This is a genomic window from Streptomyces sp. AM6-12 (genome assembly GCF_044327085.1).
GTDB lineage: Bacteria > Actinomycetota > Actinomycetes > Streptomycetales > Streptomycetaceae > Streptomyces.
The window spans coordinates 724,131-748,203 of the sequence record NZ_JBIQWN010000001.1; the positions used below are offsets into that span (position 1 = coordinate 724,131).

Here is a 24,073-nt window from a genome sequence, read left to right on the forward strand (position 1 = left end):
ACATGTCCGATGCGACAGACGAGGGTGGCGACTGTACGGAGCGCCGTACGGCCGTCACCGAGGCCGAGGTGGACGCCCTGGTCCAGGGCGTCTGCTTCAAGACCGGGCCACCCCGCACCCTCGGTGTGGAGCTGGAGTGGCTCGTCCAGGACCGGGGCCTGCCACAGCGCCCCGTGTCACCCGAACGGCTTCGCGCGGCCTACGCCGCCGTGCGCGCCGTACCCCTCGGCTCCGCGCTCACCGTCGAACCCGGCGGTCAGCTGGAGCTGAGCTCGCCGCCCGCCGCCTGCCTGACGGAGTGCGTCGGCACCGTCTGCGCCGACCTCGCGGCCGTCCGCGCCGTCCTCGACGGGCACGGGCTCGTCCTCGTCGGTCTCGGCCACGATCCCTTCCGCCTCCCCGACAGGTTCCTGCGCGAGCCGCGCTACGACGCGATGGAGACCTGTCTGGACCGCACCGGACCGGCCGGCCGGCATATGATGCGCGCCTCCGCCTCCGTGCAGGTCTGCGTGGACGCGGGCCACGAGGAGCCGGGCCCGCTGGGGCACGGGCGGCGCTGGTGGCTGGCGCACCAGCTGGGCGCGGTCCTGGTCGCCGCGTTCGCCAACTCCCCTCTGATCGGACGGCTGCCCACGGGCTGGCTGTCCACCCGGCAGCTGATGTGGGCGCGGATCGGCGCGGACCGGGCGGGCGCGCCCCCGCTGGAGGAGGAGCCGCGCGCGGCGTGGGCCCGGCACGTGCTGGACTCCCCGGTGATGTGCGTGCGCCAGGACGGCGGGCCCTGGGAGGTGCCCGAGCGGCTGACCTTCCGGGAGTGGACGCGCGGCCATGGGCCCCGGCCGCCGACCCGGTCGGATCTCGACTACCACCTCACCACCCTCTTCCCGCCGGTGAGACCGCGCGGCCATCTGGAGCTTCGGATGATCGACGCGCAGCCGGGCGACGACGGCTGGATCGTGCCGCTCGCGGTGACGGCGGCGCTGTTCGACGATCCCCAGGCGGCCGAGACCGCCTACCGGTTGGTGAAACCCCTGGCCGAGCGGGCCCTGAACCGGCCGGCCCCGCACAATCCGCTGTGGTCCGACGCGGCGCGGCTCGGGCTCGCCGACCCGGAGCTGCGGGAGGTGGCCGCCGCCTGCTTCGCGGTGGCGCTGGACGCGCTGCCCCGGCTCGGGGCCGGCGCCGAGGTGACGGACGCCGTGGCGGGGTACCTGGAGCGCTATGTCGCCCGCGGCCGCTGCCCGGCCGACGATCTGCTGGACGCGCTCCCCGGCACCGGCATCGCCCGGCCCGGGAGCGGCCCCGCCGCCCATGGCAGGAAGGACATCCCCTCATGACCGCCGCCAAGGCCGACACCACGGCCGCGGAGCCGGACCCCGAGGCCCTGCGCGAGCGCGCGCTGGCCTCGCTCACCACCGCCCGCGACCGCACCACCTCGCTCACCACGTGCGTGGACGAGCCCGAACTGACCGCGCAGCACTCGCCGTTGATGTCCCCGCTGGTGTGGGACCTCGCGCACATCGGCAACCAGGAGGAGCTGTGGCTGCTGCGGGCGGTCGGCGGGCGGGAGGCGCTGCGCCCCGAGATCGACGGCCTCTACGACGCCTTCGAGCATCCGCGCGCGGAGCGGCCCTCGCTGCCGCTGCTGCCGCCCGCGGAGGCCCGGCATTACGTGGCCGAGGTGCGCGGGCGGGTGCTGGACGTGCTCGAGTCCGCCGATCTCCGGGGCACCGGGCTGACCGAGGCCGGCTTCGCCTTCGGGATGGTCGCGCAGCACGAACAGCAGCACGACGAGACGATGCTGATCACCCATCAGCTGCGCACCGGTCCGCCGGTCCTGACCGCGCCGGAGCCGGAGCCCGGCCCGCCGTTCACCGGCCCGGCCGAAGTCCTCGTGCCGGGCGGCCCGTTCACCATGGGCACCTCCGGTGAGCCGTGGGCGCTGGACAACGAACGCCCGGCGCACCCGCGTCAGGTGGCGCCGTTCTGGATCGACACCACCCCGGTGACGAACGCGGCGTACCAGGCGTTCATCGAGGACGGCGGTTACGACACCGAGCGCTGGTGGGCACCGGAGGGCTGGGCGCACATCCGGCGGCACGGCATCGGCGCGCCGCTGTTCTGGCGCCGGGAGGGCGACCGCTGGCTGCGCCGCCGCTTCGGCATCACCGAGCTGGTGCCGCCGGACGAGCCGGTGCTGCATGTGTGCTGGTACGAGGCGGACGCCTACGCCCGCTGGACCGGGCGCCGGCTGCCCACCGAGGCGGAGTGGGAGAAGGCCGCCCGGCACGACCCGGCCACCGGCCGCTCCCGGCGCTACCCCTGGGGCGACGCCGACCCGGCGCCGGAGCACGCCAACCTCGGCCAGCGGCATCTGGGCCCCGCACCGGCCGGAAGCTATCCGGCGGGCGAATCTCCGCTCGGAGTACGGCAGTTGATCGGTGACGTGTGGGAGTGGACGGCGAGCGACTTCCTGCCGTATCCGGGGTTCCGGGCGTTCCCGTACAAGGAGTACTCGGAGGTGTTCTTCGGCCCCGAGTACAAGGTGCTGCGCGGCGGTTCGTTCGCCGTGGACCCGGTGGCCTGCCGGGGCACCTTCCGCAACTGGGACTACCCGATCCGGCGGCAGATCTTCTCCGGGTTCCGCACCGCACGCTCGGAGGCCGACTGATGTGCCGTCACCTTGCCTACGTCGGCCACGAGTTGCCGCTCGGACAGTTGCTGGCGGAGCCCCCGCACAGCCTGTTCCGGCAGTCGTGGGCGCCGCGGCGGCAGCGGTACGGCACGGTCAACGCCGACGGCTTCGGCATGGGCTGGTACGCGCCCGGTGACCCCGAGCCCGCCCGGTACCGGCGGGCCGGGCCGATCTGGGCGGACCTGTCCTTCACCGACCTGATCCGGGTGGTGCGCTCCGGCGCGGTGCTCGCCGCCGTACGGGACGCCACCCTCGCGGGGGCGGACGCGGAGGCCGCGGCGGCGCCGTTCGCCGCGGGGCGCTGGCTGTTCAGCCACAACGGGGCGGTCGCGGGCTGGCCGGACGCGGCGGCACCCCTGGTGGCCACGCTGCCCCCGGTCGACCTGCTGTCGCTGCCCGCGCGCACCGACTCGGCGTTCGTCTGGGCCCTGGTGCTGCACCGGCTGCGCACCGGTGCCGCCCCGGACCGGGCCCTCGCGGAGACGGCGCGCGAGGTCGCGCGGGCGGCCCCCGCCTCCCGGCTGAACCTGCTGCTGACGGACGGCGCCACCATCGCCGCCACCGCCTGGGGCGACAGCCTCTGGTACCGCACGGAGCCCGGCCGCGGCACGGTCGTCGCCTCCGAGCCCTACGACGACGACCCGTTGTGGCGGGAGGTCCCCGACCGCACCGTGCTCACCGCGGACAGCACCGGCGTGCTGCTCGCCCCGGCGGCGCGACCGGCCGCCGTACCACCGAAGGAGCCCTGTACGTGAGCCCTCTGCATGTCACCCGCACCCTCCCCGAGGACGCGACGGAGGCCGCGCTGCGCGCCGATGTCGAGCGCGGCCTGACCGACGACCCCAAGTGGCTGCCGCCGAAGTGGTTCTACGACGCGCGGGGCAGCGAACTCTTCGACAAGATCACAGAGTTGCCCGAGTACTACCCGACCCGTGCCGAGCGGGAGATCCTGGTCGCCCGGTCCGGTGAGATCGCCGCCGCGAGCGGGGCCCGGACGCTGATCGAGCTGGGCTCGGGCTCCTCGGAGAAGACCCGCCACCTGCTCGACGCGCTCACCTCGCTGGCCGCGTACGTCCCGGTGGACGTCAGCGAGAGCGCCCTCACCCAGGCAGGCCGGGCGCTCGTCGCGGAGCGCCCGGCCCTCGACGTGCACGCGCTGATCGCCGACTTCACCGCGCCGCTCGACCTGCCCGCGACGCCCGGCCCCCGACTGGTGGCGTTCCTCGGCGGCACCATCGGCAATCTGCTGCCCGCCGAACGCGCCGCGTTCCTCGCCTCGGTGCACGCCCTGCTCGAACCCGGCGACGGGCTGCTGCTGGGCACCGATCTGGTCAAGGACGAGCAGGTGCTGGTTCGGGCGTACGACGACGCGGCAGGGGTGACGGCCGCGTTCGACAAGAACGTGCTGAACGTCGTCAACCGCGAACTGGGCGCCGACTTCGACCCGGACGCCTTCGAGCACGTGGCCCTGTGGGACGCCCGTCACGAGTGGATCGAGATGCGGCTGCGCGCGCGCACCGCGCAGACCGTGAAGGTGCCCGCGCTGGACCTCGCGGTGGAGTTCGCGGCGGGCGAGGAGCTGCGCACCGAGGTGTCGGCGAAGTTCCGGAAGGAAGGGGTGAGCCGGGAACTGGCCGCCGCCGGGCTCGACTTGACCCACTGGTGGACCGACGCGGAGGAACGGTTCGCGCTGTCGCTGAGCGTGGCACGGTGAGCGACGGGCCTGGCGCGGTGAACGGCTCAGAGTTTAGGGGTGAGTTCCTCGGTGATCCGCTGTGACGCCCGGCGGGCCTCCGTCGCCGGGTCGGCCCCGTTCAGCACCCTGGTCATGTACTGCTTGATCGGGTTGTCGGCCTCGACGTCCGCCCACTGAGGGGTGTTGGGGGTCGCCCTGCCGTGTGCCGCGCCCGCGGCCATGGCGGCGACCCCCTGCTCGCCGGAGACGGCGGCGGCCAGCGTGGTCTTGTTCGGCACGTAGTTCATGGTGCGGGCGAGTTCGGTGTCCCACTTGGCGCCGGTGAGCGCCCCGACGACGGCGGTCGCCGCGAACTGGTCCTTGGTGTTCTGCGGGATGACGAGGTCGGAGCCGCCGGTGAACACGGCGCCGGGTCGGGCGGCGGTCGGGCCGGGCACCGGGAAGTAGCCCAGTTCCCCCTTGAGTTGGGGGTTCCGCCGCACGATGTCCTGCGCGAGTCCCGGTACGGCGACGATCTGCGCCACCTTGCCGCCCGCGAACACCCCGGCCTGCGGCGGGTGTTCCTCGTCGGCGTCCTTGGGCCCGTCGCCCAGCGACTGGAGCCGCCGGTAGAAGTCCATGCCGCGCAGTGCCGCGGGGGAAGCCAGGGCGCCCTTCCAGTCGTAGTCGCCGGCCTTGCGGGCGAGGTCGCCGCCCTCGTCCCAGATGAAGCCGGAGAGCGTGTACCAGTCCTGTCCGGCGAGGTAAATCCCCTGGTTGGGGCCGGAGTCGAGCTTCTCGGTGTCGGCGAGCCATTCGGCGCGGGTGCGCGGCGGCCGGGCGATGCCGGCCTGGGCGAACAGGTCCTTGCGGTAGATGACGACGCGGTTGGCGGCGTACCAGGGAATGCCGTACTGCGAGCTGCCGTCCTTGCCGGGTTCGGCGAGACCGGGCAGCCACTTGTCCTTGCCCCAGTCGCGCATCGACTCCAGGGTCAGGTCGGCGAGCCGGCCGCCGTCGGCGTACAGCGGCACCTGGGTGTTGCCGACCTCGATCACGTCCGGGGCGTCGCCGGAGGTCTGCGCGAGCGCCTTGCGGACCTTCGCCACGATGCCGGTCCAGTCCTGGACGCGGATGTCCAGGCGCAGGTCAGGGTGGGTGTGTTCGAAGTCCTTGGTGAAGCGGTCGAGGAAGTTTGCCGAGGCGCTGTCCTTCATCAGCCACACGGTGACGGTCTCACGCTGATGGGTGCCGGGGAGCATCCCGCAGCCGCTGACGAGGCAGCCGGTGACACAGCTGAGGGCGAGCAGACGACGTCTCACGAGGGGTCCTGTTCTGTCTGGCATGGCGGATGCGCACAGGGGTGGGAGCCCGACGTGGGGGGACGAGCACGGCTGCTCGTACGGGTGTGGCTGGATTTTGGTATGGACCAATGCCGAGGTCAAGGGCCACTACGCGGAGTGACGACCCCTACGCCGTGCGGAGCGGGCCGGGATGCGGCACCGTGGAGTACGGCGTGTCCCCCGGCCCAAGGAGCCCCCCGATGACGAACCACACCTACCGGGTCACCGAGATTGTCGGCACCTCCCACGAGGGCCTCGACCAGGCCATCCGCAACGGCATCACGCGCGCCGGCCAGACGCTGCGCAATCTGGACTGGTTCGAGGTGACGCAGGTCCGCGGCCAGATCGAGGACGGCCGGATCGAGCACTACCAGGTGGGCCTGAAGGTGGGCTTCCGCATCGAGGACGGCGACTGACCGCGCCGCCTCAGGTACGGTCCCGCTTCACACCGTCTCAGGTACGGCCCTCCTTCTCCTGGGCCTCCCGCAGCGCCGCGGAATCCTCGGCCCAGCCGGCCCGCACCACGGTGAATCCGGCGCGCTCGGCGTCGTCGCAGACCACCGCGTCGTCGTCCACGAGGAAGCACACCTCGCGGCCCTGGGCGAGCCTGCGCAGGGTCGCGAGCTTGGTGAACCGGGCGGGCCTGCGGTCCGCGTCGCCCCGCATGTACAGGTCGCCCGCGGGCAGTTCGTGCGCGGCGAGCCAGTCCAGGGTGTCGCGGCGGCAGCGCTCCGGGCGGCCGGTCAGGTAGACGATCTCGCAGTCCCGCGCGCTCTCGCGGGCCAGCCTGACGCCCTCGGCGAGCGGCGGGTCCGCCGGCGCGGCGGCGAAGAACCCGTCCCAGTCCTTGGGCCGCCGCCGGAGGAAGTGCTGCCGGTGGGCGGTGTCCGCCAGGGTGTTGTCGAGGTCGAACACGGCGATCGGCCGGGCGCTGTCGTCGCTCACACGAGAACCCTAGCCACCCGCGGGAATCCGCGGGCCGCCAGGGCGTTGAACCCTGCGTGCGCAGTTCAGTGATCTCCCGGACCAGATTCTCCGTCCTCGACCGCTCCCGCGTCCGCCAGGGCCACCCGCCCGCCGAGGCGCTGCGGGACACCGTGGCGCTGGCCAGGGAGGCGGAGGCGCTCGGCTACCACCGGTTCTGGGTGTCCGAGCACCACGGGGTGCCCGGTGTCGCCGGTTCCGCGCCGACGGTGCTGGCCGCCGCGGTGGCCGCCGCCACCCGGACGATCCGGGTGGGCACCGGCGGGGTGATGCTGCCCAATCACCGGCCGTTCGTCGTCGCCGAACAGTTCGGGGTGCTGGAGTCGCTGTTTCCGGGGCGGATCGACATGGGTCTCGGGCGTTCGGTGGGCTTCACGGACGGGGTGCGCCGGGCGCTCGGCCGGGACAAGGAGGACGCGGCGGACTTCGGCGCCCAGCTCGGCGAGCTGCTCGACTGGTTCTCCGGGCCGTCCCCCGCGGGGGTGCGCGCCCGGCCCGCGGACGGCCTGCGGGTACCACCGTTCGTGCTGGCCCTGGGCGAGGGCGCGCGGATCGCGGCGCGGGCCGGGCTGCCCCTGGTCATCGGGGACCTGCGCGACCGGGACCGGCTGCTGCGCGGCGTCGAGCGCTACCGCGCCGCCTTCCGCCCCTCACCCTGGGCGTCCGACCCCTACGTGGTGATCTCCGGGGCGGTCGCGGTCGCCCGGACCGAGGAGGCGGCGCGGCGGCTGCTGGTCCCGGAGGCGTGGTCGATGGCGTACGCCCGCACGCACGGCACCTTCCCGCCGCTCGCCCCGGCCGGGGAGACCGAGGCCCGCGTGCTGAGCTCGCGGGAGCGGGAGGCGTACGACGCCCAGCTCGCCGGTCAGCTCGCGGGCACGCCGGACCAGGTCGCGAACGAGCTGGAAGCGGTGCTGAAGGAGACCGGCGCGGCCGAGGTCCTGGTCACGACCAGCGGCTACGACCGCCCGGCGCTGCTGGACTCCTACCGCCTGCTGGCCGCGCTGTTCGCCCCCTGAGCACCCGGACGACCCCCGAGATGCGAGCCGGGCCCGCGCCGGTGACCCTGAGAGGGCAAGGACGCAAGCGAGGAGGAGGACCGCCATGTCCTTCATGGACAAGATGACTAGCCGTCAAGTACCGGAAGGCCACTGAACAGGGCAGACACCCCATCCGATGCGCCGGATGGGAGACCAGTGGGAAAAGACGGCACCCACAGCCCGGTCGCAACGACCTGCTTCTCCCACACGCTCTGAAGGTATTCCGAGATCCGCTCCTCCATCGCGAGCGTCACCTCGCTGTACGCCCCCTCCATCCCCGGCAGCTCGTGACCCATGCGGGCCTCCTTCGCCACCTTCGCGATGTCCGCACCCGGCTCGTCCAGCAACGCCCGATGCCAGTGCCGCAGCCGGTAGATGTCCTGCCCCGCCATCTCAGGCACCGCCGGAATCTTCGGCCGGCCGAAGCGCCCTGTCCGCTCGTCCGCCCCGTCCCGCATCGGGCGCCAGTAGACCCGGTTGAAGTGCGTCCCCAGCAGAGGGAGACCGGCCATCGACAGGAACACGAACGGGCTCTCATGCGCCGCCAGGACCGCCTCGTGCATGCGGTGCAGGAACGGCGGGATCACCAGAGTGCGCTGCGACTCGTACTTCGGGCTGGCGAGCGTGGCCTGGCTGTTCACTCGGTACACCTGATACTGCACGCGGAGCGCGTGGAGGTCCTTGTACCGGGACAGCGCTTCCTCGCGGCGCTCTTTGTCCGGGTCTGACGCTGGCCAGTTCGGGGAGGCGAAGCCGCGCTGGAAGCCGAACATCTCACCTGGTGGCCGCATGCCGGTGAATGCGACAGTCCACACGTAGACCCATCCCTGGTATCCCCACAGGGTGTGCGCGTTGACGGCCAGTTGGTGAATGGGCTCGATGGGCAAGTGCTTCTTCTCGCGCCGTACTTTCCGCTTGACGTACCTGCCGCGCCGCTTTTGCGTGACGATGGGCGAATCGGTGCGAAGCCTGTACTTCGTCACTGCGTCGACCATCATCGTGCGGAACAAACTGCACAGCTGAGAGGCGTAGTTGTCGGAGTAGCGCTTGCTGACGCTCCGCTCCCACCTCTCATACTCGATGGGCGTGATGTCGCCTACCGGCCGGCCATTCCAGTCCGGCGCGATAACCCTTTTGATCATCGACTTGTACGTTTCCAGAGACCGCGGTCGCAGATCAGCGGCCTCGTACCAGGTCCACGCATATTCATCCATGGGCGTCTGTCGAGACGCCCTGGGGATGTGCTTGCCGTGACGTACCTCGTACTCGCGGTCGAGACCGTACTTGTACGCCTCGTCCTCGTCTTTGAACGGGATGCCAACTTCGGGCCCTGAGGCGGACTCATATCGCTTTTTCTTGGTGGGCTTTCCGTCCTGATCGAGGATGTATTCGCCGTTCCACCACTTCACCCGGATCGAGCGGCCCCGTGCCTCGACGTAGGGCATAGGTGATCCCCCTAATGAAAGGTAAGTTGGAAGCGTGGCGGGCACCCCTGCCGCCGACGCCTCCTCTGGACTGCTACCTACGATGCCTGTCCGATCGGGCAGGCGCGGCAGGTTTTGCAATCCCGGCCCTGGGCCTTCATGAACTGCCTCACGCGCCCCTGAATCGCGCGGTCTTCAGCAGTCCTGGAGGACAGGACACACACCATCTCGCCGTTCACTTGGGTCGGGTACCCGAAGGCTGTGGGCCCAAGATCCAGATAGATGACATTACTCACCGGTCCCCCTATGTGTCGCCTGGGACCTCCCTGGGTGGACGTCCAGGGTTACACGCCGAACAGGTGAGCGGGGAGTGGTTGTTGAGCTTTCATCAGGTCCCGGAGGTAACGATTCGGCTACGACAAAAAGGTTGTACGGACGATCTCCGCTAGTCAGGAGTCGTCCACCACAACGCCAGCCCTTCGCAATTTCTCCACAAGTTCCTCGCCGAAGGCATCGATGTCACCGAGCGGAGCGTTCGGCAACGTCGCCCGTGCCGCCTCCCACATCAGCTGCCGGGCCTCCGCAGTGCTCAGCTGCTTCTGCGCAGCGCCGGCCGCGGATGTCGGCGAGTCGCCGATGAAGGCGGGATCGCCACCCTCGGCGATGGCGATGCAACTGCCGACGGCCCAGCCGAGGGCCTTGTCGATGGCCACGTAGGTGGACTCACGCACGTCCAGCCCTTCCTCGACGCGCTTCCACGTGTTGCGTGTGACGCCTGCTACGGCAGCCGCTGCGTCGCGCGACGAGTACTGCTCCAGCCGGTGCGCCTTCACGTACTTCGCGAGGCGGTCGAGATCACGAGTAGCCATGTCGACATGGTCTCAGTTCCAGTCAGTTCCAGCTAGTTCCAACCAGGTATACGGCCGGTTTCAGCGCGTGACGGGTCATCTGCAACCAGCGAAGCTTTGCCCTGAAGGGTCAACATGGGTCATTAACATCCACAGAGGGGTAGACAGCCAGGGTCAACTAGGGTTAACTCGAAGCATGCACCAACCGCTGACCTACGAGGTCAACGGGGACGCGATCCGCGAGGAGCGCATGCAAGCGGGACTCACACAGACCGAGCTAGCCAGACAGGCGGGAATCAGCCCCCGCTACGTCAGCTACCTCGAAACCGGCACCCGCAGACGCATGGGCCCCAAGACGTACCGGCGCCTCCGCGAAGTCCTCAACGCGACCGATGCACGCCTCCGGCTCACGCCTCCTCGCCCCACCGAGGACCCACCCCCAGAAAGGGAATGACCCGTGGCCACGGACAAGAGCCAGTACCACCGGCCGCAGCCCCCGGCCGACCCGAACCAGGAGTACATGACCCTCCAGGAGACCGCGTTCGTGCTCGGCATGAGCACCTCGTGGCTGCGTCGGCTGCTCCGTGCCAACCCGGAGCTGTGCGGCCGGAATGGTGGCCCCGGCCGGAAGATCATGACCAGCCGCGAGCAGCGCGCCGCGATCCACGCCGTCCGCAGCGCCGGCGACCCGCGCAAGGGCCGCTCGATGCCGCGCCCGCGCCGACGCCCGGCCGCCCGCACTCGGGCCACGGCCGCCGCGTAACCCCTTGAACACGCCGAAGGGCCGCCCTCCTTGCCCGGCTGACGGCCCCCGATCGGCGAACCCCACTCAACTCAGAAAGTGAGGCCCTCGATGGGCACATCATCTCAGACGCAGTTGAGCGCGGCGATCGCGCTGTCGCAGCTGCTGGTGGAGCATCCCGACCTGGCTGCGGCTCGCTGGTCGGTGGAGCGTGACGGCCTGTTGTCCGGCACGGTCGAGGTGCACGCCGAGTACGACATGCGGGAGACGGTCCGGGCCTACGCCCTGGTCCTCGGCGGGAACGTGCAGGAGACGTACTTCACGTCGCCGGATGGGCGGCGGTCGGTGTCGGTGTCGCTGTCTGCGACGTGGCGGGACGTGCACGTGAACGTGTGGGGGACCTGCCTGGTCTCGGCGCTGTCTGCGGGTTCGGCGGTGGCAGCGTGAACACGCGAGCGGTGAACGCGGCGGCCGGCGTGGTGCAGGCGGCGTTGGAGCAGGGTCGGACGGCGGCTGGGGTCGCGTTGGCTCTGGAGTCAGCGCAGCTGCTCCAGTCCCCGGAGCACGCGGCCGAGTTGGAGCGGCTGCGTCTTGAGGCTGCGGGTCTCAGGTCCCAGCTGGCCCTGTTCAACGAGTGGCGGGCGGCCGACGGCGCTCGGATCGCCGAGTTGTTGGCGGAGCGACACAAGACGAACGAGGCGCTCGCGGATGTGACCGTGGCGCTGCGGGGGGCGCACGAGGAGACGGATCCGGGTGCGTGCCAGGGGTGTGGGTCGCTGCCGGAGCAGTGGTGTCCGGACTGTGCGGCCTGCGAGAAGGGCTGCTTCGGCGGGTTCGACGGTAACGAGTGCACGCACGGGAACGCGCCGTGGCGTCGGCCGTCGACCGCGGAGTCGGCGGACCGGTTGACGCGCTTGCTGGCGCCGACGCAGGCCCTGCTGGAGGACCCGCACGACAGCCCGCTGCATCACGGCTACCGGCTCGGCCGGGACCTGCCGCAGATGGGCGGCGCCTCATGACCGGCCAGCCGTCGCCCGTCGAGGTCGTGGCTGCCGCGACCGGCCTGTACGCGGCCACGGTTCTGCCGCTGATGCGGTTGGCCCGCGCCGATCACCTGACGCCGCGCGCAGTGCGCGAACTGCCGGTGACGGCCGCCGTCCTCCTCATGCTCCTCACCGCTCCGGAGAGTGCCCGATGAAGAACCCCGAACCCACGTCCAGCCACCCGCAGATGTCGTTCGAGCTCCGCTCGGATCACCTCGCCGGGTACCTCCGCGTCGACCAGATCCGCACCGACACCCTCACCCAGCTCGTCGCCGGGTGGGCCGACCCCGACACCCGTGACGACGTGATCGAGGCGTTGGACGGTCTCGCCGCTGTCGTGCAGGGCATCCGCCGCGAGGGCGAGCTGGACGCCGCGATCGAGGAGATCGAGGGCGTGGCGTCCATGGACACCGCGCGAGTCGAGATCAAGACTGGCACGGCCGGGCGCCTGTTGAGGGAGCTGGGCAAGGTGGCCCACACGCTGGGCCGATTCAATCTCGCCGCGCTCCTGCCCGCTCAGGGCCGCGAGGCAGGTGCGGCATGAGCGCCCTCATGGACCAGGTGGCCGCGCTCATCGCCCGGCAGCGTGCCCAGCAGACCGACGCTGACCGGCTGGCCCTCGCCGCCGCCTACCAGCACCAACCGGAGCCGTTCGAGGCCGAGTTCGCAAAGCTCGCCTGCGACCACCCCGAGGCCTGCGGTCGCACGCCCGTCTCCCACCACCAGCGGGTCGCTCTCCTCCTCGACGCCGTGATGGCCCAGGGCGGCGAGTGGACGACCCGCCGAGTCCAGCGCTTCTACCGCGCCACCGGAATCCCCGCCCCGCTGCGGGCGACCGCGCGGAAAGACCTCCACGCCCTCCACATGCAGGGCCACCTCGTCCTCCACGAAGAGGACGCAGGCCGCCGCTTCTACACGGTCAACACCCGAAAGGACACCACCGCGTGACCACCACTGTGCAGCCCGGCGCCACCACGGCGCCGGCCGCTACCCCGGTCGTCCTCGGCTGGTTCGAGCCCGGCTCGGACGCGTGGCATGCGGCCCGCGCGCAGGGCATCGGCGGCAGCGAGATCGCCGCGGTCCTCGGCCTTTCCCCGTACGAGTCCGCGTTCTCCTTGTGGCACCGCAAGCAGGGCTTGGTCGGGCCGGTCGAGGAGTCCGAGGAGATGTACTGGGGGAAGGTCCATGAGCCCGGCATCTGCGCCCGGTTCGCGGCCGAGCACCCCGACCTCGACGTGACGGTGGCGCCGACCTTCTGCCACCCGGACCGGCCGTGGCAGATCGCCAACCCCGACCGGCACGCGGGCCCGGATCTCCTCGAAGCGAAGACCGCCCGCGACGCGGAGGGTTGGGGCGAGGAGGGCACCGACCAGATTCCCGTCCACTACCGGGCGCAGTGTCTCTGGTACATGGACGTCCTCCAGGCCGCCCGCTGCCACGTCGCCGTCCTCATCGCCGGGTCGGAGTACCGCGAGTACCTGGTCGAGTACGACGCCGCCGAAGCCGCGTACATGCGGGAGAAGGCCGAGGAGTTCATGGCCTCCCTCGCTACCGGGGACCGGCCTGCGATCGACGGCCACACCGCGACCTACCAGACCATCCGCGAGCTCCCCGACGGCTTGGACGACGTCGACGTGGAGATCGACCCCCAGCTTCGCGACCGCTTCCACGCCGCGCAGGACGCCGCGTGGGCCGCCGAGGACGAACTCACCGCCTGCAAGGGCCTGCTCCTCGACGAGATCGGCACCGGCCGACGCGCGGTCTGCGAACGCGACCGAGTCGCGACCCGCACGGTCCGCGCCGGCAAGACCTACCAACTTCTCCCCGCCCGTACCCGAAGGAACGCCCGATGACCGAGAACACCGTCACCAGCGCCGTCGCCGTCCGCGACAACGGACCCGGCGCCATGGTTGAGCAGTACCGCGACGAATACGCCGCCCTCGTCCCGTCCCACATCAACGCCGACCAATGGGTCCGTCTCGCCGTCGGCGCCATCCGCGGGAACCGCGACCTGGAGCAGGCCGCCAAGACCGACATCGGCGTCTTCCTCCGCGAACTGAAGACCGCCGCCCGCCTCGGCCTGGAGCCCGGTACCGAGCAGTTCTACCTGACCCCGCGGAAGTCGAAGGCCCACCGCGGCCAGAAGATCATCAAGGGGATCGTCGGCTACCAGGGCATCATCGAGCTCATCTACCGGGCCGGCGCCGTGTCCTCCGTCGTGGTCGAGACGGTCCGGGCCAGCGACACGTTCCGCTACGTCATCGGCCGCGACGAGCGCCCCGTCCACGACGTCGACTGGTTCGGCGGTGACCGCGGCGACCTCGTCGGCGTGTATGCCTACGCCGTCATGAAGGACGGCGCGACCTCGAAGGTCGTCATCCTCAACCGGGCACAGGTCATGCAGGCCAAGGCGAAGTCCGACGGCCGCAACAGCGAGTTCTCCCCGTGGAACACCAACGAGGAAGCGATGTGGCTGAAGACCGCCGCCCGCCGCCTCGCGAAGTGGGTCCCGACGTCCGCCGAGTACATGCGCGAGCAGCTCCGGGCGCAGGCCGAGGTCGCCGCCGAGCACACTGCCGGGTTCGCCCCGTCGCTGCCGCAGCCGCATGCGGACATTCCCAACGACGGCGATGACGCCATGGACGACGAGGGCCCGATCGAGGGCGAGTTCGTGGACGACGAGCCGGGCCAGACCGCGTGGCCGGACGTCGCGCAGCCGCCCCAGCAGTAGCCCGTACATCTGCCGGCCGCCCGCACCCGTAATGCGGGCGGCCGGCACCCAGCAGACCACACCGAACGGAGCACCAGCAATGAGATGGCCTCTCGTCACCCGCCGCCGCTACGAGACCGACCTGGACGCCGTGAAGGCCGACCGCGACCGACTCCGCGGCGAACGGGACCAGTTCGCGCGGGACCGCGACACCCAGCGTGCTGTCGCCCGGAAGGCGACCGAGCAGTACGTCGCCCTGGACGAGCGGTACACCGACACCGCCATCGTCAACGAACACCTCACCGAGGAACTGACCGCCGTCCGCAAGCAGATCGCCTCCACGGACGACGGCTGGCAGGCCAAGTACGAGGCCGAAAAGAAGCGCGCCGACCACCTCCAGCAGCGCCTGGACGACGCCCTCGGCCTCAACACCACCGCGGTCGCAGCCGGCGAGCAGTGGCAGTCCCGCCGCGACCCGAAGATGAGGTACGACGCCTGATGCCCATCCCGATCACTACGGAGACCGTCGGCGGCGCCGTCCTCCTCGCCACCGTGCTCCTCACCGCCATGGCCACCGGCGCACTCATCGCCGCCGTCTGGGCCGCCGCCCGCGCCATCGTCCGCCGGGTTCGCGCCCGCCGCAGCGGACTCGAGGTCGCCGAACTCCGGCTGCTCGAGGAACTCGACGCACACCTCGAGGACTACCTGCTCGAGAACCCCGACCTCGAGGCCGGCCTCAACCGGCTCCGCAACGCCATCCACACCGAACCGTCCAAGGGGGACCAGTGACCAGCCGCAACAAGGCGAAGGGCTCCGCGTGGGAGCGCGCCATCGTTGAGCACCTCAAGGCCGCGGGCTGGCCGTTCGCCGAACGCCGCCTCGCCGGGGCAGCGAAGGACCGCGGGGACATCGCGGGCGTGGTCGGCGTCGTCATCGAGGCCAAGAACGAGGCCCGTCTCAAGCTCGCCGAATGGGTCGCCGAAGCCGAGACCGAACGCGGCCACGACGGCGCCTGGTTGGGCGTGGTCTGGCACAAGCGGATCGGCAAGACCGCCGCCGCGGACGGCTACGTCACCATGACCGGCCGCCAGTTCACCGAACTCCTCGCCCGCGCCCTCGACATCCAGACCACCCTGCCCGTCGACAACGAGGGCGAGGCCGCCTGATGGCCACCGCGTCCAAGAAGAAGAGCCGCACTGCCGCGCATCGACCGGCCGTCAGACGTCGCCGCTTCCGTCACGACGAATACGTCGCCGTCGACCTCTTCAGCGGCTTCGGCGGACTCACCAAGGGCATCGGGGATGCCGGGTTCACCACGATCATGGCCGCGAACCACAACGAGTACAAGGTGCAGGTCCACGAGCGGAACCACCCCGACGCTGAGCACTGGATCGCCGACCTCGTCGACCCCGACGCCTCCGACTATCACTCCGCCCGCGACCTCCCCGCCGCTGACCTCCTGGCCGCAGGAGTGAGCTGCGTCAACCACTCGCTCGCCAACACGGTCAAGGCGTACGAGCAGGGCCTGACACTGTTCGAGCTGGAGGACCCCGACTACGAAGCGCGCGTCACCAGGTCCGAACGGGACCGGGCCACCGCGAACTGCGTCCTCCAGTACGCCGCCAAGCACCACCCGCGTCTCATCCTCGTCGAGTGCACCACCCAGCTCACCTCATGGGGCCCCGCACTGCCGGGCCGCCCGAAAGTCGGTGACGGCTCGACCTACCGGTGGTGGCTCAACCAGTTCGACCTGCTCAACTACGACCACAAGGTCCTGTACCTCAACAGCCAGTTCTTCGGGGTCCCGCAGTCACGGGACCGCGGCTACTGGGTGTTCTGGGACAAGTCCCTGCCCGCGCCCGACCTGGAGCACCGGCCAGTGTCGCGCTGCCACCACTGCGACAAGGACGTCGAGGCGGTGTGGACGTGGAAGACCGGCATTCCAGCGACCGGCACGGTCATGTACGGCAAGCAGTACGAGTACCGGTGCCCGTCCTGCCGCCGCCCCGTCGTCCCGCCGATGACGCCGTCGCTGGCCGCACTCGACCTCACCGACCTCGGCACGCGCATCGGCGACAAGCCGGTCAAGACGTTCAAGGACGGCTTCGTCGGTCCGCTCGCGCGGTCGTCGATGGCGCGCGCCGAACGCTGCCGCCGCCGTTTCGCCGACTTCCCAGCGATCCTCATGCCGGCGAAGGGCGTCCACGGCTCGGAGCGGCTCCTGTTGCAGCCGATGGCGACGCAGACCAGCCAGCAGGAGACCGCGATCCTGTCCACCGGACCGGTCGTCCAGCCGCTGTGGGCCCAAGGCGCCGCTGACGGGCTGGCCGTACAGGCGATGGCACTCGCGGTGGACAACTTCCAGGGGGCCGCCCGCGGCGCCGGGGAGCCGCTGCCCACCCAGGTGGGATCGGAGACCCTCGCCGTGCTGTCCTCCGGTGTCATCCCGTACCGGAAGAACACGCTGCCCACGCTGCACAGCGAGGCGATGCCCACCTTCACCTCGGAGCAGATCCCGGCGGTGCTGACGGCCGCCGGCTGGTACAAGCAGAACGGGACCAGCCCCGACCACGGGACCGCACCGCACCCGCTCACGGACCCGCTGGGCACCCTCACCGCGACCGACACGACCGCGCTGCTCAGGGCCCAGTGGCAGGCGTCGCTCGCCGAACTGCCGCTTGAGGACTGCTTCTACCGAATGATGGCGGCGCACGAGATCGGCCGTGGCTGCGGCTTCGACGTCGACTTCAACGACTACCGCGGCACCTTCACCGTCTGGGGCTCCGCCCGCAACCAGGTCGACGGCTTCGGTAACGCCGTCAGCCCGCAGGTCGGGACCTGGATCGGCGCCCGGCTGCGCGCCGTTCTCCACCAGCCGGAGGTGGCTGCGTGACGCATCACAGCCCCAACGCCCAGGCCGCCGGCCGCACCATCCGCACCCAGTACACCGCGATACCCGGAGAAGCAGCATGACCCACTACACCGGCGCCGTCCCCGCGGCTCCCCGCCCCACCGACTGGCGTCTCCTGGGCGCGTGCGCCGGCCTGGACCCCGACCGCTGGTTCCCGAAGCCGGGCAACGTGGTCGCTGTCCGGGCTGCCAAGAGCCTCTGCTTCGGCTGCCCGTCGATGCTCAAGTGCGCCAGCCACGCCCTCACCCGCAACGAGGAAACCGGCGTGTGGGGAGGGCTCAGCGAGGGCCAGCGGACGACCATCCGCAAGAAGTACAAGCTCCACCAGCTGGAGAACCCCGCCGTGCTGGAGGCAGCCGTGTACGAGGCGCTGCACTTCGAGCTCAACCCGACCGAAACCCTCCGCGACGTGTGGGACACCAACACGTACGTCCTGCCCGGCGGGCATCTCGGCTGGAGCGGCGCATCCACCTCGTTCAGCTTCCACGGCATCCCGATCACCCCGAAGCAGCTCGCGTTCCTCCTCGATCGCGGGCGCAAGGCCGTCGGCATCGTCCGCCGCGCCCCGGAATGCCCGGTCGTGGAGTGCGTCCACCCGCAGCACCTGCTGGACGCCGACGAACGACGGCAGCGTGTGGCAGCCGCGAAGGCCGCCCGCGCGGCCACGGACCTCGCGGCCTGATGACCGGCCGGACCGACAGGGGCTGTGCGTGGAACACAGCCCCTGTCGGGCCCCCGGACTCCCTGACCCACCCAGCCCCAACACCCCGAAGAAGGAGGGCCGATGACCGGCCGACCCACCACCGGCGAAGCCCGCATACGGCTCCGCGAACAGGCTGCCCGCCTCTACGTCAACGGCGACAGCATCCCCACCGTCGCCCGCGAGATCGGCCGCTCCTACGGCTGCACCCGCACCCTCCTCATCGAGGCCGGCGTCCGACTCCGCAAGCCCGGCGGCACACGGATCGGGGGCGCCCAATGACCGCCCCGGTGCAACCGACTCTCGACGGCGCGATACCCGCGGTCAGCACCCTCGACTACCACGCCTGGTGCGACCTGGTTCGGCCCGCGTTCGTGGTGGCCGCGGCATCCGGCCGGCGGTTCACGACGTACGAGGTCGCCGCGGACAACGACCTGCCCGAGCCACCGAACAGGAAGTCCGACTGGGGGAACTTCGCGCAGTCGCTGGTCCGTGACGGCGTCATCGAGCACTGCGGGTTCGACCGCACACTCCGCCCGACCGGCGAGCACTCCGCGGTGTCCGTGTGGCGCGGCACCCGCGCGGCGCAGGCCGGGAGGGCGGCGTGACGGCCGCCCGCACCTGGCGGCCCAACGGCCCCGGCTCGTTCCAGGCCCCCGCGGACGTGCGCGCGGTCACCGACCGGGCCGGCCGCCGCTGGACCCGCCACACCACCCGCTGGACGTGCACCGGCAGCCACTACATCCGCTGGCGGGTCCTCGTCGCCGACCACGGCCCACTCACCGAGGAGACCCGCCCATGAACTGCCCGAAGTGCCACGCCCCGGTCCCGCCGAACGCCGGGTTCTGCAAGGGCTGCTCGGCACCCATCGGCCAGTAACAGCACAGCCCCGCCGGGGCGAATCCGGCGGGGCCTACCCCAAGGAGAACACAACCCATGAACGACAACGTCACCATGACCGCCATCGACGGCACCGACGCACTCGCCTTCGTCATCATCCGCCCCGGCTCGACAGAAGGCGGCCTGTCCATCGAAGCCGCCGCGAACGGCCTCAGCCAGCCCGGCGCCGCCTACGTCCTGCGTCACGTCGCCAACCAGTGGGACGGCGGAAACGGCGACCAGAGCGCCACCCTGACCGCCCTCAACCTGCTCGCCGAGCGCTGGCAGCAGATGGCCGACCACGGCGACGTCGCCATCGGCAGCTTCGACGGCCCGGCTGCCGCCAACCTCGACGCCGAGGTCGCCGAGCGCGGCCGGACGTACCGCAAGGCCGTCGCCGACCTGCGCGAGGTTCTGGTCACCGGCCGCATCCCGCGCGACCTGATGACCGACTCCGAACTTAGCGACTGACCCCGCAGCGCACGCAGCAAAGCCCCGCACCAGCACGGTGCGGGGCCCGGAGAGAGGAGGAGGGGCGGTGTCAGGAGGAATCGAGCGCGCGGCTCTTGGCAACGTCGAGTGCCTCACGGAGAACACGAGCCTGCTGCATGGCAGCGGGCGTGTCGAGGCCCTCCAAGTCTTCGAGATAACCGCGGAGTTCCCAAAGAGTCGCCGCGTCCTCATAGCTGACGATCACGGCTGCCTGCTTGCCCCGATTGATCAAAATCGTCGGTTCACCGGCGAAGCGTGCACGGGCGATCACCTCGCCGAGGACGTTGCGCGCCTCGGCGATCTGGTTCCGGTGGATGGTCGGCCGCTCGCTCATGGACACAGCGTAACTGGTGATGGCTGTGACGGTCACGGTAGCTCCCTTAGCTATCTCATTCGTAGCCTTCTTAGCTATGATAGCTACAGCGGGGATGGGTTGAACAGACCTCCCTAAGCGCCCTGGTTCCGCGCGCCTAAAACCCCTCCTCACCACGCACGAGAGAAGCACCCCATGGTCTGGTTCGCCCTCGATGACGGGTTCGACACGCACCCCAAGGTGCGCAAGGCGGGCAACGCCGCCGTCGGCCTCTTCGTCCGGCTCGGCGTGCACGCCACCAAGCACCTCACCGAGGGCCACCTCGACGGCGACATCGTCACCGCCTACGGCACCGCGGCCACGATCCGCAAACTCCTCACCGTCGGCATGCTCCACGAGCCCGGCCACGGCTGCCCGCGCTGCCCGCAGCCGGCCGACGGCGGCTTCTACATCCACGACTACCTCGACTACAACAAGTCCCGCGCGCAGATCGAAGCGGCCCGTGAGGCGGCTCGGAAGCGGCAGCAGAAGGGCCGGGACACGGCCCGCGCGAACCGGAACGGCCGTGATTCTGCGGCGAATCTGGGCTCAAAATCTCGTCAGAATGAGCGCAGTTCGGCGCCAAACTGCGACGAAAATGCACCCCTGTTTGAAGACGAACCCGCAGGTCAGGAAGGTTCGTCACGCCGTGACACCCATGAGGGTGCAACGGTTGTCCCCTCCCCTCCCCTCCCCTCCCAGAACTACGACGTGGCTGATGTAGATAGGGGACCTACCGGTAGTAGCGCGCCCGACCTCGACGCTTACGCGCCCTCCCCGATCGACACCGACGGCTGGACCCTCGCCGACGGACTCCGCCGCTGGGCCGTCAACACCTTCGGCGCGGGCATCGACCCCGACTACGAAGCCGCCCAGTTCGTCAGCCACTTCCGCTCCACCGGCCAAAGCCGCCGCAACTGGAACGACGAGTACCAAAAGTGGGTCCGCCGCTCCGCGAAGTTCGCGTCCGAACGCGCCAACCGGCCCTCGAACGTCATCGCCCTCCCCAACGGCCAGCAGCTCACCGGCACCGACGCGAAGGTCGCCGGCTGGATGGCCATCGCCGAACAACTCCGCCAGGAAGGAGACTCCGCATGACCAGCACGATGGAGTGGATCCGCCGCACCTACGACGTGCCCGCCCGGCACCGCATGCGCATCGAGTACGACGGCAAGCCCGCCACGATCGTGGGGACCCGCGGCCCATACCTCGCCTTCCGCGTCGACGGCGAGAAGCGCATCACCGCCGACCACCCGACGTACCGCATCGTCTACCCGGCCGTCCCCGAGCCTGTCCGCCCGCGCGGCTGGTGCAAGCACTGCATGCAGGACCGGGCCATGACCCGCGACGGCGTGATGGGCCCCCACCACTGGAGCGGCCGCAACTACCTGGGCAGCCGCACCTTCCGCTGGTCCAAGCCCTGCCCCGGCACCGGCAAGCCGCCGTGGAAGCCCGTCCGCAACCTCACCCACCCCGGCGAGCAGCGCGAGGAGGGCAGCCGGTGAACGCCAAGGAAGCCGCCGAACTCCTCGCCCACTGCTCTGGTTTCGACAACCGGCAACCCTCCGTCGCCGCCGCCATCGCATGGGCATCCGCCCTCCACGACCTCCCCCTCGACGCCGACACCAAAGCAGCCGTCGCCGCCTACTACACGACCCCGCCGAAAGACCCCGACGCGAAACTGTGGATCCTCCCGCACCACGTTCGCACCCTCCGCTCGAAGATCCGGTCGGCCCGGCTGGAGAACTTCCAGTACGAACCCATCCCCGGCGAAACCACCGGCGAATACCTCGCCCGCTACCGCGGCCAGGTCCAAGCCATCGCCTCCGGCCGCGTTGCCCCGCCCACCGGCCGGCTCGTCCTGGAGGGCGCGCCGTCCCGGCAGTTCATGGCCGAGCTGGAAGCCCGCGGCTGGGAAGGCACCCGGGTTGTCGGCGACTCCGACGAGGAGACCCTCGCCGACACCATCCGCCGATCCGGACCCCTTGGCATCGCGTGCCCCGCGTGCGGCGCGGCGATAGGCCGCCCCTGCAAGACCCCCGGCGCCTCGGAGAAGCAGCCGCTCGGCAAACCCCGCACCAAGCCGCACAGCGCTCGTCTCCGCGCCGCCAACGGCCAGCCGAACCAGACCAGGGACGAACGCGCCGCCGCAGAACAGCGGATCCGGGAGATGTCCGCCCGCCACCTCGCCCGCCAGCAGACGGACGACGACATCCCCGACGCCGAAATCATCACCGAGGAGACCGCATGAACGCCGCCGACACCCCCGCACCCACCGTCGGCCAGATCTGGCAGGACAACGACAAGCGCGGCTACGGCCGCAAGATCCGCATCATCGAGATCGACGCGACACACGCCACTGTCGAACTCGTCACCGGACGCCAGGTGCCCACACTCCACGGCAGCCGCGAAACCGCCAAGCCCGGCCGCCGCACCCGCATCCGCCTCAACCGGTTCCGGCCCACCAGCACCGGCTACCGGTACATCAGCGGAGGCGACGCATGACCGCCCGCCGGGCCGGCGCCCCCATGCCCGACAGCCTCCGCGCCACCCTCACCACGGTGGTCGGACACCCCGCACGCGCCATCCAATGCCCCCACTGCCACGCACTCCCCGGCAAACCCTGCGTACTCCGCACCAACGGCCGAACCCTCCCCGAACCACACCCCCGCCGCATCACCGCATGGGAGCAGAGCACGGCATGACCGAACCCCGCTGCGCAGGCTGCGGGCGCCGGCTCAAACACCCCACACCCACCGGCCTCGGCCCCATCTGCGCCCGCCGACTCAACGGACCACCCACCCGCATCCGCGTCACCACCGACCGCGAACAAATGCCCGGCCAAACCGAACTCGACCTCGTACCGCACCAGCCCACCCTCTGGTCCTTGTGACCCGCCCAGCCCGAAGGAGACCACCATGCAGGGCCTGCGAATGATGACCGACACCGAACTCGGCGAGCCGGTCGCCATCTACATCGACCAGGACGGCGACGGCCTGAAACTCACCCCCGACCACACGCTGTCCAACGGGCCCTCCGTCTTCTTCGTGACCAACGGAGACGGCTGCACCGTGAAGACCAGCGACATCCCGGCCCTCATCAACGCACTCCAGAAGATCGCCGCCGCAACCGACGCCGCCCACGAGAAGAAGCACGGCGCCCAGACGGGGGCCCAACGGTGAGCCCCCTCGAACGCCTCCTCGCCGAAGCCATACCCGTCCGCCCCCAACCCGCCACGCCGTGGGGCCACTGGACGCAGCAGCAGCAAGACGAGCACTGGGCCGCCCTCTGCAACACCGTCGGCACACCAGGCCACCCCAGGCCCACCCGAGGCGAGAACGCCCCGCAGACGGCCGCCTGACCCCACCGCACCGACACGACCACCACACCCAAGGAGCACCGTGAAAAGCCCCGTCCCGTACTTCGGCAGCAAGCAGACCATCGCCCCCTGGATCACGTCCCTGCTGCCTGATTGCGGGCACTACGTCGAGCCCTACTGCGGCAGCCTCTCCGTCCTCTTCGCCAAGCGCCCCTCGCCGATGGAAACCGTCAACGACCTCGACGGCGAGCTGATGCTGTTCTGGCGGATACTCCGCGACCGCCCCGACGACCTGATCCGAGCCTGCGCGCTCACCCCGCACGGCCGCGCCGAGATGCTCGCCGCCCACGAGCCGGCCACGGACGAACTGGAGCAGGCCCGCCGCGTATGGGTACGCCTCTCCCAGTCCCTTGGCGGACAGCTCCGCAAGAACGGCTGGCGGCACTACGTCAACCCCGGCGCCAAGGGCAACTTCGGGATGCCGTCCTACCTGGACGGCTATGTCGACCGCATGGCCGCGGTCGCCGAGCGCCTGCACGCGGTGTCCCTGGAGTGCATGCCCGCCCTGGACGTGATCGCCAAGTACGGGCGGCACGAGCAGGTGTTGCTGTACGTCGACCCCCCGTATCTGGGCACAACGCGTGAAGCGACGACCCGGTACCGGCACGAGATGAAGACCGAAGAACAGCACCGCGACCTCGCGGCCGCGCTCACCGACTGCCGCGCCGCGGTCGTCCTGTCCGGCTACCACAGCCCGCTGTACGACCAGCTGTACGACGGCTGGCACGTCTACGAGCACGCGACCAGCACCGGCAACGGCAAGGGCGACAAGGCCCGCACCGAGGTGCTGTGGGCGAACCGCCGGCTCGGCAGCCAGCTCGACTTCCTCAGCCTCGACACCGCCTCCGCCTGACCC

General features: G+C 70.7%; 37 protein-coding genes. 32 read left to right on the plus strand and 5 right to left on the minus strand.

What is annotated here, in order from left to right; genetic code table 11:
- Positions 1 to 2: 2 nt before the first annotated feature.
- From egtA to egtD, 4 genes are read left to right on the plus strand one after another with little or no spacing between them, the layout of a single operon-like run.
- A complete protein-coding gene (gene egtA, locus ACE4Q9_RS03105) occupies positions 3 to 1,337 on the plus strand; it encodes an ergothioneine biosynthesis glutamate--cysteine ligase EgtA (protein ID WP_397982651.1) in 1,335 nt (444 codons plus the stop codon).
- Positions 1,334 to 2,671, plus strand: a complete 1,338-nt coding sequence (gene egtB, locus ACE4Q9_RS03110) for an ergothioneine biosynthesis protein EgtB (protein WP_397982652.1) — start codon at positions 1,334 to 1,336, stop codon at positions 2,669 to 2,671. The genes egtA and egtB overlap by 4 nt, the downstream gene beginning before the upstream one ends.
- Positions 2,671 to 3,450 carry an ergothioneine biosynthesis protein EgtC gene (egtC, locus tag ACE4Q9_RS03115; RefSeq protein WP_397982653.1) on the plus strand — a complete coding sequence of 260 codons (780 nt, stop codon included), beginning with the start codon at positions 2,671 to 2,673 and terminating at the stop codon, positions 3,448 to 3,450. The genes egtB and egtC overlap by 1 nt, the downstream gene beginning before the upstream one ends.
- Positions 3,447 to 4,409 carry an L-histidine N(alpha)-methyltransferase gene (gene egtD / locus ACE4Q9_RS03120; protein ID WP_397982654.1) on the plus strand — a complete coding sequence of 321 codons (963 nt, stop codon included), beginning with the start codon at positions 3,447 to 3,449 and terminating at the stop codon, positions 4,407 to 4,409. Before egtC ends, egtD begins: the two co-directional genes overlap by 4 nt.
- Positions 4,410 to 4,435: 26 nt before the next feature.
- Here the strand turns inward: egtD and ACE4Q9_RS03125 are convergent, their stop codons facing one another.
- Positions 4,436 to 5,692: an extracellular solute-binding protein gene (locus ACE4Q9_RS03125; RefSeq protein WP_397982655.1), complete on the minus strand. Its 1,257-nt coding sequence runs from the start codon at positions 5,690 to 5,692 to the stop codon at positions 4,436 to 4,438.
- Positions 5,693 to 5,913: 221 nt separating this feature from the next.
- On the opposite strand from ACE4Q9_RS03125, the gene ACE4Q9_RS03130 reads away from it, so the two are divergent.
- Positions 5,914 to 6,129: a dodecin gene (locus ACE4Q9_RS03130; RefSeq protein WP_397982656.1), complete on the plus strand. Its 216-nt coding sequence runs from the start codon at positions 5,914 to 5,916 to the stop codon at positions 6,127 to 6,129.
- 37 nt (positions 6,130 to 6,166) lie between these two features.
- Here ACE4Q9_RS03130 and ACE4Q9_RS03135 read toward each other — a convergent pair whose 3' ends face one another.
- The gene (locus ACE4Q9_RS03135) at positions 6,167 to 6,658 is read right to left on the minus strand and encodes a hypothetical protein (RefSeq protein ID WP_397982657.1); all 492 of its coding nucleotides are present in this window, start codon (positions 6,656 to 6,658) and stop codon (positions 6,167 to 6,169) included.
- 56 nt (positions 6,659 to 6,714) lie between these two features.
- Between ACE4Q9_RS03135 and ACE4Q9_RS03140 the strand changes: the two genes are divergently transcribed.
- Positions 6,715 to 7,716 carry an LLM class flavin-dependent oxidoreductase gene (locus ACE4Q9_RS03140; protein ID WP_397982658.1) on the plus strand — a complete coding sequence of 334 codons (1,002 nt, stop codon included), beginning with the start codon at positions 6,715 to 6,717 and terminating at the stop codon, positions 7,714 to 7,716.
- A 107-nt stretch (positions 7,717 to 7,823) separates the two neighbouring features.
- Here the strand turns inward: ACE4Q9_RS03140 and ACE4Q9_RS03145 are convergent, their stop codons facing one another.
- Entirely contained in the window at positions 7,824 to 9,182 is a 1,359-nt protein-coding gene (locus ACE4Q9_RS03145) for an integrase (protein ID WP_397982659.1), read from the minus strand.
- 428 nt (positions 9,183 to 9,610) lie between these two features.
- Positions 9,611 to 10,030 carry a hypothetical protein gene (locus tag ACE4Q9_RS03150; protein WP_397982660.1) on the minus strand — a complete coding sequence of 140 codons (420 nt, stop codon included), beginning with the start codon at positions 10,028 to 10,030 and terminating at the stop codon, positions 9,611 to 9,613.
- A gap of 175 nt (positions 10,031 to 10,205) precedes the next feature.
- Here ACE4Q9_RS03150 and ACE4Q9_RS03155 point away from each other — a divergent pair, with 175 nt between their 5' ends.
- The 18 genes from ACE4Q9_RS03155 to ACE4Q9_RS03240 all read left to right on the plus strand — a co-directional run bounded on the left by ACE4Q9_RS03155 (position 10,206) and on the right by ACE4Q9_RS03240 (position 19,465).
- Complete coding sequence (locus ACE4Q9_RS03155) at positions 10,206 to 10,463, plus strand: helix-turn-helix domain-containing protein (RefSeq protein ID WP_397982661.1); 258 nt, start codon at positions 10,206 to 10,208, stop codon at positions 10,461 to 10,463.
- 3 nt (positions 10,464 to 10,466) lie between these two features.
- Positions 10,467 to 10,772, plus strand: coding sequence for a DNA-binding protein (locus tag ACE4Q9_RS03160; RefSeq protein WP_397982662.1), 306 nt, complete (start codon positions 10,467 to 10,469; stop codon positions 10,770 to 10,772).
- 90 nt (positions 10,773 to 10,862) lie between these two features.
- On the plus strand, positions 10,863 to 11,198 hold the full coding sequence (locus ACE4Q9_RS03165) for a hypothetical protein (RefSeq protein ID WP_397982663.1): 336 nt from the start codon (positions 10,863 to 10,865) through the stop codon (positions 11,196 to 11,198).
- Positions 11,195 to 11,770 carry a hypothetical protein gene (locus ACE4Q9_RS03170; protein ID WP_397982664.1) on the plus strand — a complete coding sequence of 192 codons (576 nt, stop codon included), beginning with the start codon at positions 11,195 to 11,197 and terminating at the stop codon, positions 11,768 to 11,770. The genes ACE4Q9_RS03165 and ACE4Q9_RS03170 overlap by 4 nt, the downstream gene beginning before the upstream one ends.
- Positions 11,767 to 11,949, plus strand: coding sequence for a hypothetical protein (locus ACE4Q9_RS03175; protein ID WP_397982665.1), 183 nt, complete (start codon positions 11,767 to 11,769; stop codon positions 11,947 to 11,949). The genes ACE4Q9_RS03170 and ACE4Q9_RS03175 overlap by 4 nt, the downstream gene beginning before the upstream one ends.
- Positions 11,946 to 12,338 (plus strand): hypothetical protein, encoded by a 393-nt coding sequence (locus ACE4Q9_RS03180; RefSeq protein ID WP_397982666.1) that lies wholly within the window; start codon positions 11,946 to 11,948, stop codon positions 12,336 to 12,338. The genes ACE4Q9_RS03175 and ACE4Q9_RS03180 overlap by 4 nt, the downstream gene beginning before the upstream one ends.
- Positions 12,335 to 12,742: a hypothetical protein gene (locus tag ACE4Q9_RS03185; RefSeq protein WP_397982667.1), complete on the plus strand. Its 408-nt coding sequence runs from the start codon at positions 12,335 to 12,337 to the stop codon at positions 12,740 to 12,742. The genes ACE4Q9_RS03180 and ACE4Q9_RS03185 overlap by 4 nt, the downstream gene beginning before the upstream one ends.
- Positions 12,739 to 13,647: a YqaJ viral recombinase family protein gene (locus ACE4Q9_RS03190; protein ID WP_397982668.1), complete on the plus strand. Its 909-nt coding sequence runs from the start codon at positions 12,739 to 12,741 to the stop codon at positions 13,645 to 13,647. Before ACE4Q9_RS03185 ends, ACE4Q9_RS03190 begins: the two co-directional genes overlap by 4 nt.
- Positions 13,644 to 14,525, plus strand: a complete 882-nt coding sequence (locus ACE4Q9_RS03195) for a recombinase RecT (protein ID WP_397982669.1) — start codon at positions 13,644 to 13,646, stop codon at positions 14,523 to 14,525. The genes ACE4Q9_RS03190 and ACE4Q9_RS03195 overlap by 4 nt, the downstream gene beginning before the upstream one ends.
- Positions 14,526 to 14,604: 79 nt before the next feature.
- Complete coding sequence (locus tag ACE4Q9_RS03200; protein ID WP_397982670.1) at positions 14,605 to 15,003, plus strand: hypothetical protein; 399 nt, start codon at positions 14,605 to 14,607, stop codon at positions 15,001 to 15,003.
- The gene (locus ACE4Q9_RS03205; protein WP_397982671.1) at positions 15,003 to 15,293 is read left to right on the plus strand and encodes a hypothetical protein; all 291 of its coding nucleotides are present in this window, start codon (positions 15,003 to 15,005) and stop codon (positions 15,291 to 15,293) included. Before ACE4Q9_RS03200 ends, ACE4Q9_RS03205 begins: the two co-directional genes overlap by 1 nt.
- Positions 15,290 to 15,670 carry a hypothetical protein gene (locus ACE4Q9_RS03210; protein WP_397982672.1) on the plus strand — a complete coding sequence of 127 codons (381 nt, stop codon included), beginning with the start codon at positions 15,290 to 15,292 and terminating at the stop codon, positions 15,668 to 15,670. The genes ACE4Q9_RS03205 and ACE4Q9_RS03210 overlap by 4 nt, the downstream gene beginning before the upstream one ends.
- The gene (locus tag ACE4Q9_RS03215; protein WP_397982673.1) at positions 15,670 to 17,397 is read left to right on the plus strand and encodes a DNA cytosine methyltransferase; all 1,728 of its coding nucleotides are present in this window, start codon (positions 15,670 to 15,672) and stop codon (positions 17,395 to 17,397) included. Before ACE4Q9_RS03210 ends, ACE4Q9_RS03215 begins: the two co-directional genes overlap by 1 nt.
- Before the next feature lie 76 nt (positions 17,398 to 17,473).
- Entirely contained in the window at positions 17,474 to 18,097 is a 624-nt protein-coding gene (locus ACE4Q9_RS03220) for a WhiB family transcriptional regulator (RefSeq protein WP_397982674.1), read from the plus strand.
- 102 nt (positions 18,098 to 18,199) lie between these two features.
- Entirely contained in the window at positions 18,200 to 18,397 is a 198-nt protein-coding gene (locus tag ACE4Q9_RS03225; RefSeq protein ID WP_397982675.1) for a helix-turn-helix domain-containing protein, read from the plus strand.
- 8 nt (positions 18,398 to 18,405) lie between these two features.
- Complete coding sequence (locus ACE4Q9_RS03230) at positions 18,406 to 18,723, plus strand: hypothetical protein (protein WP_397982676.1); 318 nt, start codon at positions 18,406 to 18,408, stop codon at positions 18,721 to 18,723.
- Positions 18,720 to 18,917, plus strand: coding sequence for a hypothetical protein (locus tag ACE4Q9_RS03235; protein WP_397982678.1), 198 nt, complete (start codon positions 18,720 to 18,722; stop codon positions 18,915 to 18,917). The genes ACE4Q9_RS03230 and ACE4Q9_RS03235 overlap by 4 nt, the downstream gene beginning before the upstream one ends.
- Positions 18,918 to 19,051: 134 nt before the next feature.
- Positions 19,052 to 19,465 (plus strand): hypothetical protein, encoded by a 414-nt coding sequence (locus tag ACE4Q9_RS03240; protein WP_397982679.1) that lies wholly within the window; start codon positions 19,052 to 19,054, stop codon positions 19,463 to 19,465.
- 70 nt (positions 19,466 to 19,535) lie between these two features.
- On the opposite strand, the gene ACE4Q9_RS03245 is transcribed toward ACE4Q9_RS03240, so the two are convergent.
- Positions 19,536 to 19,856: a type II toxin-antitoxin system Phd/YefM family antitoxin gene (locus tag ACE4Q9_RS03245; RefSeq protein ID WP_397982680.1), complete on the minus strand. Its 321-nt coding sequence runs from the start codon at positions 19,854 to 19,856 to the stop codon at positions 19,536 to 19,538.
- A 138-nt stretch (positions 19,857 to 19,994) separates the two neighbouring features.
- Between ACE4Q9_RS03245 and ACE4Q9_RS03250 the strand changes: the two genes are divergently transcribed.
- The 8 genes from ACE4Q9_RS03250 to ACE4Q9_RS03285 all read left to right on the plus strand — a co-directional run bounded on the left by ACE4Q9_RS03250 (position 19,995) and on the right by ACE4Q9_RS03285 (position 24,070).
- Positions 19,995 to 20,936, plus strand: coding sequence for a hypothetical protein (locus tag ACE4Q9_RS03250; protein ID WP_397982681.1), 942 nt, complete (start codon positions 19,995 to 19,997; stop codon positions 20,934 to 20,936).
- A complete protein-coding gene (locus ACE4Q9_RS03255) occupies positions 20,933 to 21,343 on the plus strand; it encodes a hypothetical protein (protein WP_397982682.1) in 411 nt (136 codons plus the stop codon). The genes ACE4Q9_RS03250 and ACE4Q9_RS03255 overlap by 4 nt, the downstream gene beginning before the upstream one ends.
- Positions 21,340 to 22,089: a hypothetical protein gene (locus tag ACE4Q9_RS03260; RefSeq protein ID WP_397982683.1), complete on the plus strand. Its 750-nt coding sequence runs from the start codon at positions 21,340 to 21,342 to the stop codon at positions 22,087 to 22,089. The genes ACE4Q9_RS03255 and ACE4Q9_RS03260 overlap by 4 nt, the downstream gene beginning before the upstream one ends.
- Positions 22,086 to 22,343: a hypothetical protein gene (locus ACE4Q9_RS03265; RefSeq protein WP_397982685.1), complete on the plus strand. Its 258-nt coding sequence runs from the start codon at positions 22,086 to 22,088 to the stop codon at positions 22,341 to 22,343. Before ACE4Q9_RS03260 ends, ACE4Q9_RS03265 begins: the two co-directional genes overlap by 4 nt.
- 196 nt (positions 22,344 to 22,539) lie before the next feature.
- A complete protein-coding gene (locus ACE4Q9_RS03270) occupies positions 22,540 to 22,731 on the plus strand; it encodes a hypothetical protein (protein ID WP_397982687.1) in 192 nt (63 codons plus the stop codon).
- Between the two features lie 25 nt (positions 22,732 to 22,756).
- Positions 22,757 to 23,020: a hypothetical protein gene (locus tag ACE4Q9_RS03275; RefSeq protein WP_397982688.1), complete on the plus strand. Its 264-nt coding sequence runs from the start codon at positions 22,757 to 22,759 to the stop codon at positions 23,018 to 23,020.
- A complete protein-coding gene (locus ACE4Q9_RS03280) occupies positions 23,017 to 23,199 on the plus strand; it encodes a hypothetical protein (protein WP_397982689.1) in 183 nt (60 codons plus the stop codon). Before ACE4Q9_RS03275 ends, ACE4Q9_RS03280 begins: the two co-directional genes overlap by 4 nt.
- A gap of 40 nt (positions 23,200 to 23,239) precedes the next feature.
- The gene (locus tag ACE4Q9_RS03285; protein ID WP_397982690.1) at positions 23,240 to 24,070 is read left to right on the plus strand and encodes a DNA adenine methylase; all 831 of its coding nucleotides are present in this window, start codon (positions 23,240 to 23,242) and stop codon (positions 24,068 to 24,070) included.
- The last annotated feature ends 3 nt before the right edge of the window (positions 24,071 to 24,073 follow it).

Coding starts and splice junctions, on each gene's coding strand:
- ACE4Q9_RS03175 (WP_397982665.1), top strand. CDS start 11,767: ATGACCGGCCAGCCGTCGCCCGTCGAGGTCGTGGCTGCCGCGACCGGC.
- ACE4Q9_RS03185 (WP_397982667.1), top strand. CDS start 12,335: ATGAGCGCCCTCATGGACCAGGTGGCCGCGCTCATCGCCCGGCAGCGT.
- ACE4Q9_RS03145 (WP_397982659.1), bottom strand. CDS start 9,182: ATGCCCTACGTCGAGGCACGGGGCCGCTCGATCCGGGTGAAGTGGTGG.
- ACE4Q9_RS03155 (WP_397982661.1), top strand. CDS start 10,206: ATGCACCAACCGCTGACCTACGAGGTCAACGGGGACGCGATCCGCGAG.
- egtC (WP_397982653.1), top strand. CDS start 2,671: ATGTGCCGTCACCTTGCCTACGTCGGCCACGAGTTGCCGCTCGGACAG.
- ACE4Q9_RS03150 (WP_397982660.1), bottom strand. CDS start 10,030: ATGGCTACTCGTGATCTCGACCGCCTCGCGAAGTACGTGAAGGCGCAC.
- ACE4Q9_RS03255 (WP_397982682.1), top strand. CDS start 20,933: ATGACCAGCACGATGGAGTGGATCCGCCGCACCTACGACGTGCCCGCC.
- ACE4Q9_RS03215 (WP_397982673.1), top strand. CDS start 15,670: ATGGCCACCGCGTCCAAGAAGAAGAGCCGCACTGCCGCGCATCGACCG.
- ACE4Q9_RS03275 (WP_397982688.1), top strand. CDS start 22,757: ATGCAGGGCCTGCGAATGATGACCGACACCGAACTCGGCGAGCCGGTC.
- ACE4Q9_RS03225 (WP_397982675.1), top strand. CDS start 18,200: ATGACCGGCCGACCCACCACCGGCGAAGCCCGCATACGGCTCCGCGAA.
- ACE4Q9_RS03130 (WP_397982656.1), top strand. CDS start 5,914: ATGACGAACCACACCTACCGGGTCACCGAGATTGTCGGCACCTCCCAC.
- egtB (WP_397982652.1), top strand. CDS start 1,334: ATGACCGCCGCCAAGGCCGACACCACGGCCGCGGAGCCGGACCCCGAG.
- ACE4Q9_RS03195 (WP_397982669.1), top strand. CDS start 13,644: ATGACCGAGAACACCGTCACCAGCGCCGTCGCCGTCCGCGACAACGGA.
- ACE4Q9_RS03180 (WP_397982666.1), top strand. CDS start 11,946: ATGAAGAACCCCGAACCCACGTCCAGCCACCCGCAGATGTCGTTCGAG.
- ACE4Q9_RS03265 (WP_397982685.1), top strand. CDS start 22,086: ATGAACGCCGCCGACACCCCCGCACCCACCGTCGGCCAGATCTGGCAG.
- ACE4Q9_RS03250 (WP_397982681.1), top strand. CDS start 19,995: ATGGTCTGGTTCGCCCTCGATGACGGGTTCGACACGCACCCCAAGGTG.
- ACE4Q9_RS03220 (WP_397982674.1), top strand. CDS start 17,474: ATGACCCACTACACCGGCGCCGTCCCCGCGGCTCCCCGCCCCACCGAC.
- ACE4Q9_RS03165 (WP_397982663.1), top strand. CDS start 10,863: ATGGGCACATCATCTCAGACGCAGTTGAGCGCGGCGATCGCGCTGTCG.
- ACE4Q9_RS03200 (WP_397982670.1), top strand. CDS start 14,605: ATGAGATGGCCTCTCGTCACCCGCCGCCGCTACGAGACCGACCTGGAC.
- ACE4Q9_RS03205 (WP_397982671.1), top strand. CDS start 15,003: ATGCCCATCCCGATCACTACGGAGACCGTCGGCGGCGCCGTCCTCCTC.
- ACE4Q9_RS03240 (WP_397982679.1), top strand. CDS start 19,052: ATGAACGACAACGTCACCATGACCGCCATCGACGGCACCGACGCACTC.
- ACE4Q9_RS03270 (WP_397982687.1), top strand. CDS start 22,540: ATGACCGAACCCCGCTGCGCAGGCTGCGGGCGCCGGCTCAAACACCCC.
- egtA (WP_397982651.1), top strand. CDS start 3: ATGTCCGATGCGACAGACGAGGGTGGCGACTGTACGGAGCGCCGTACG.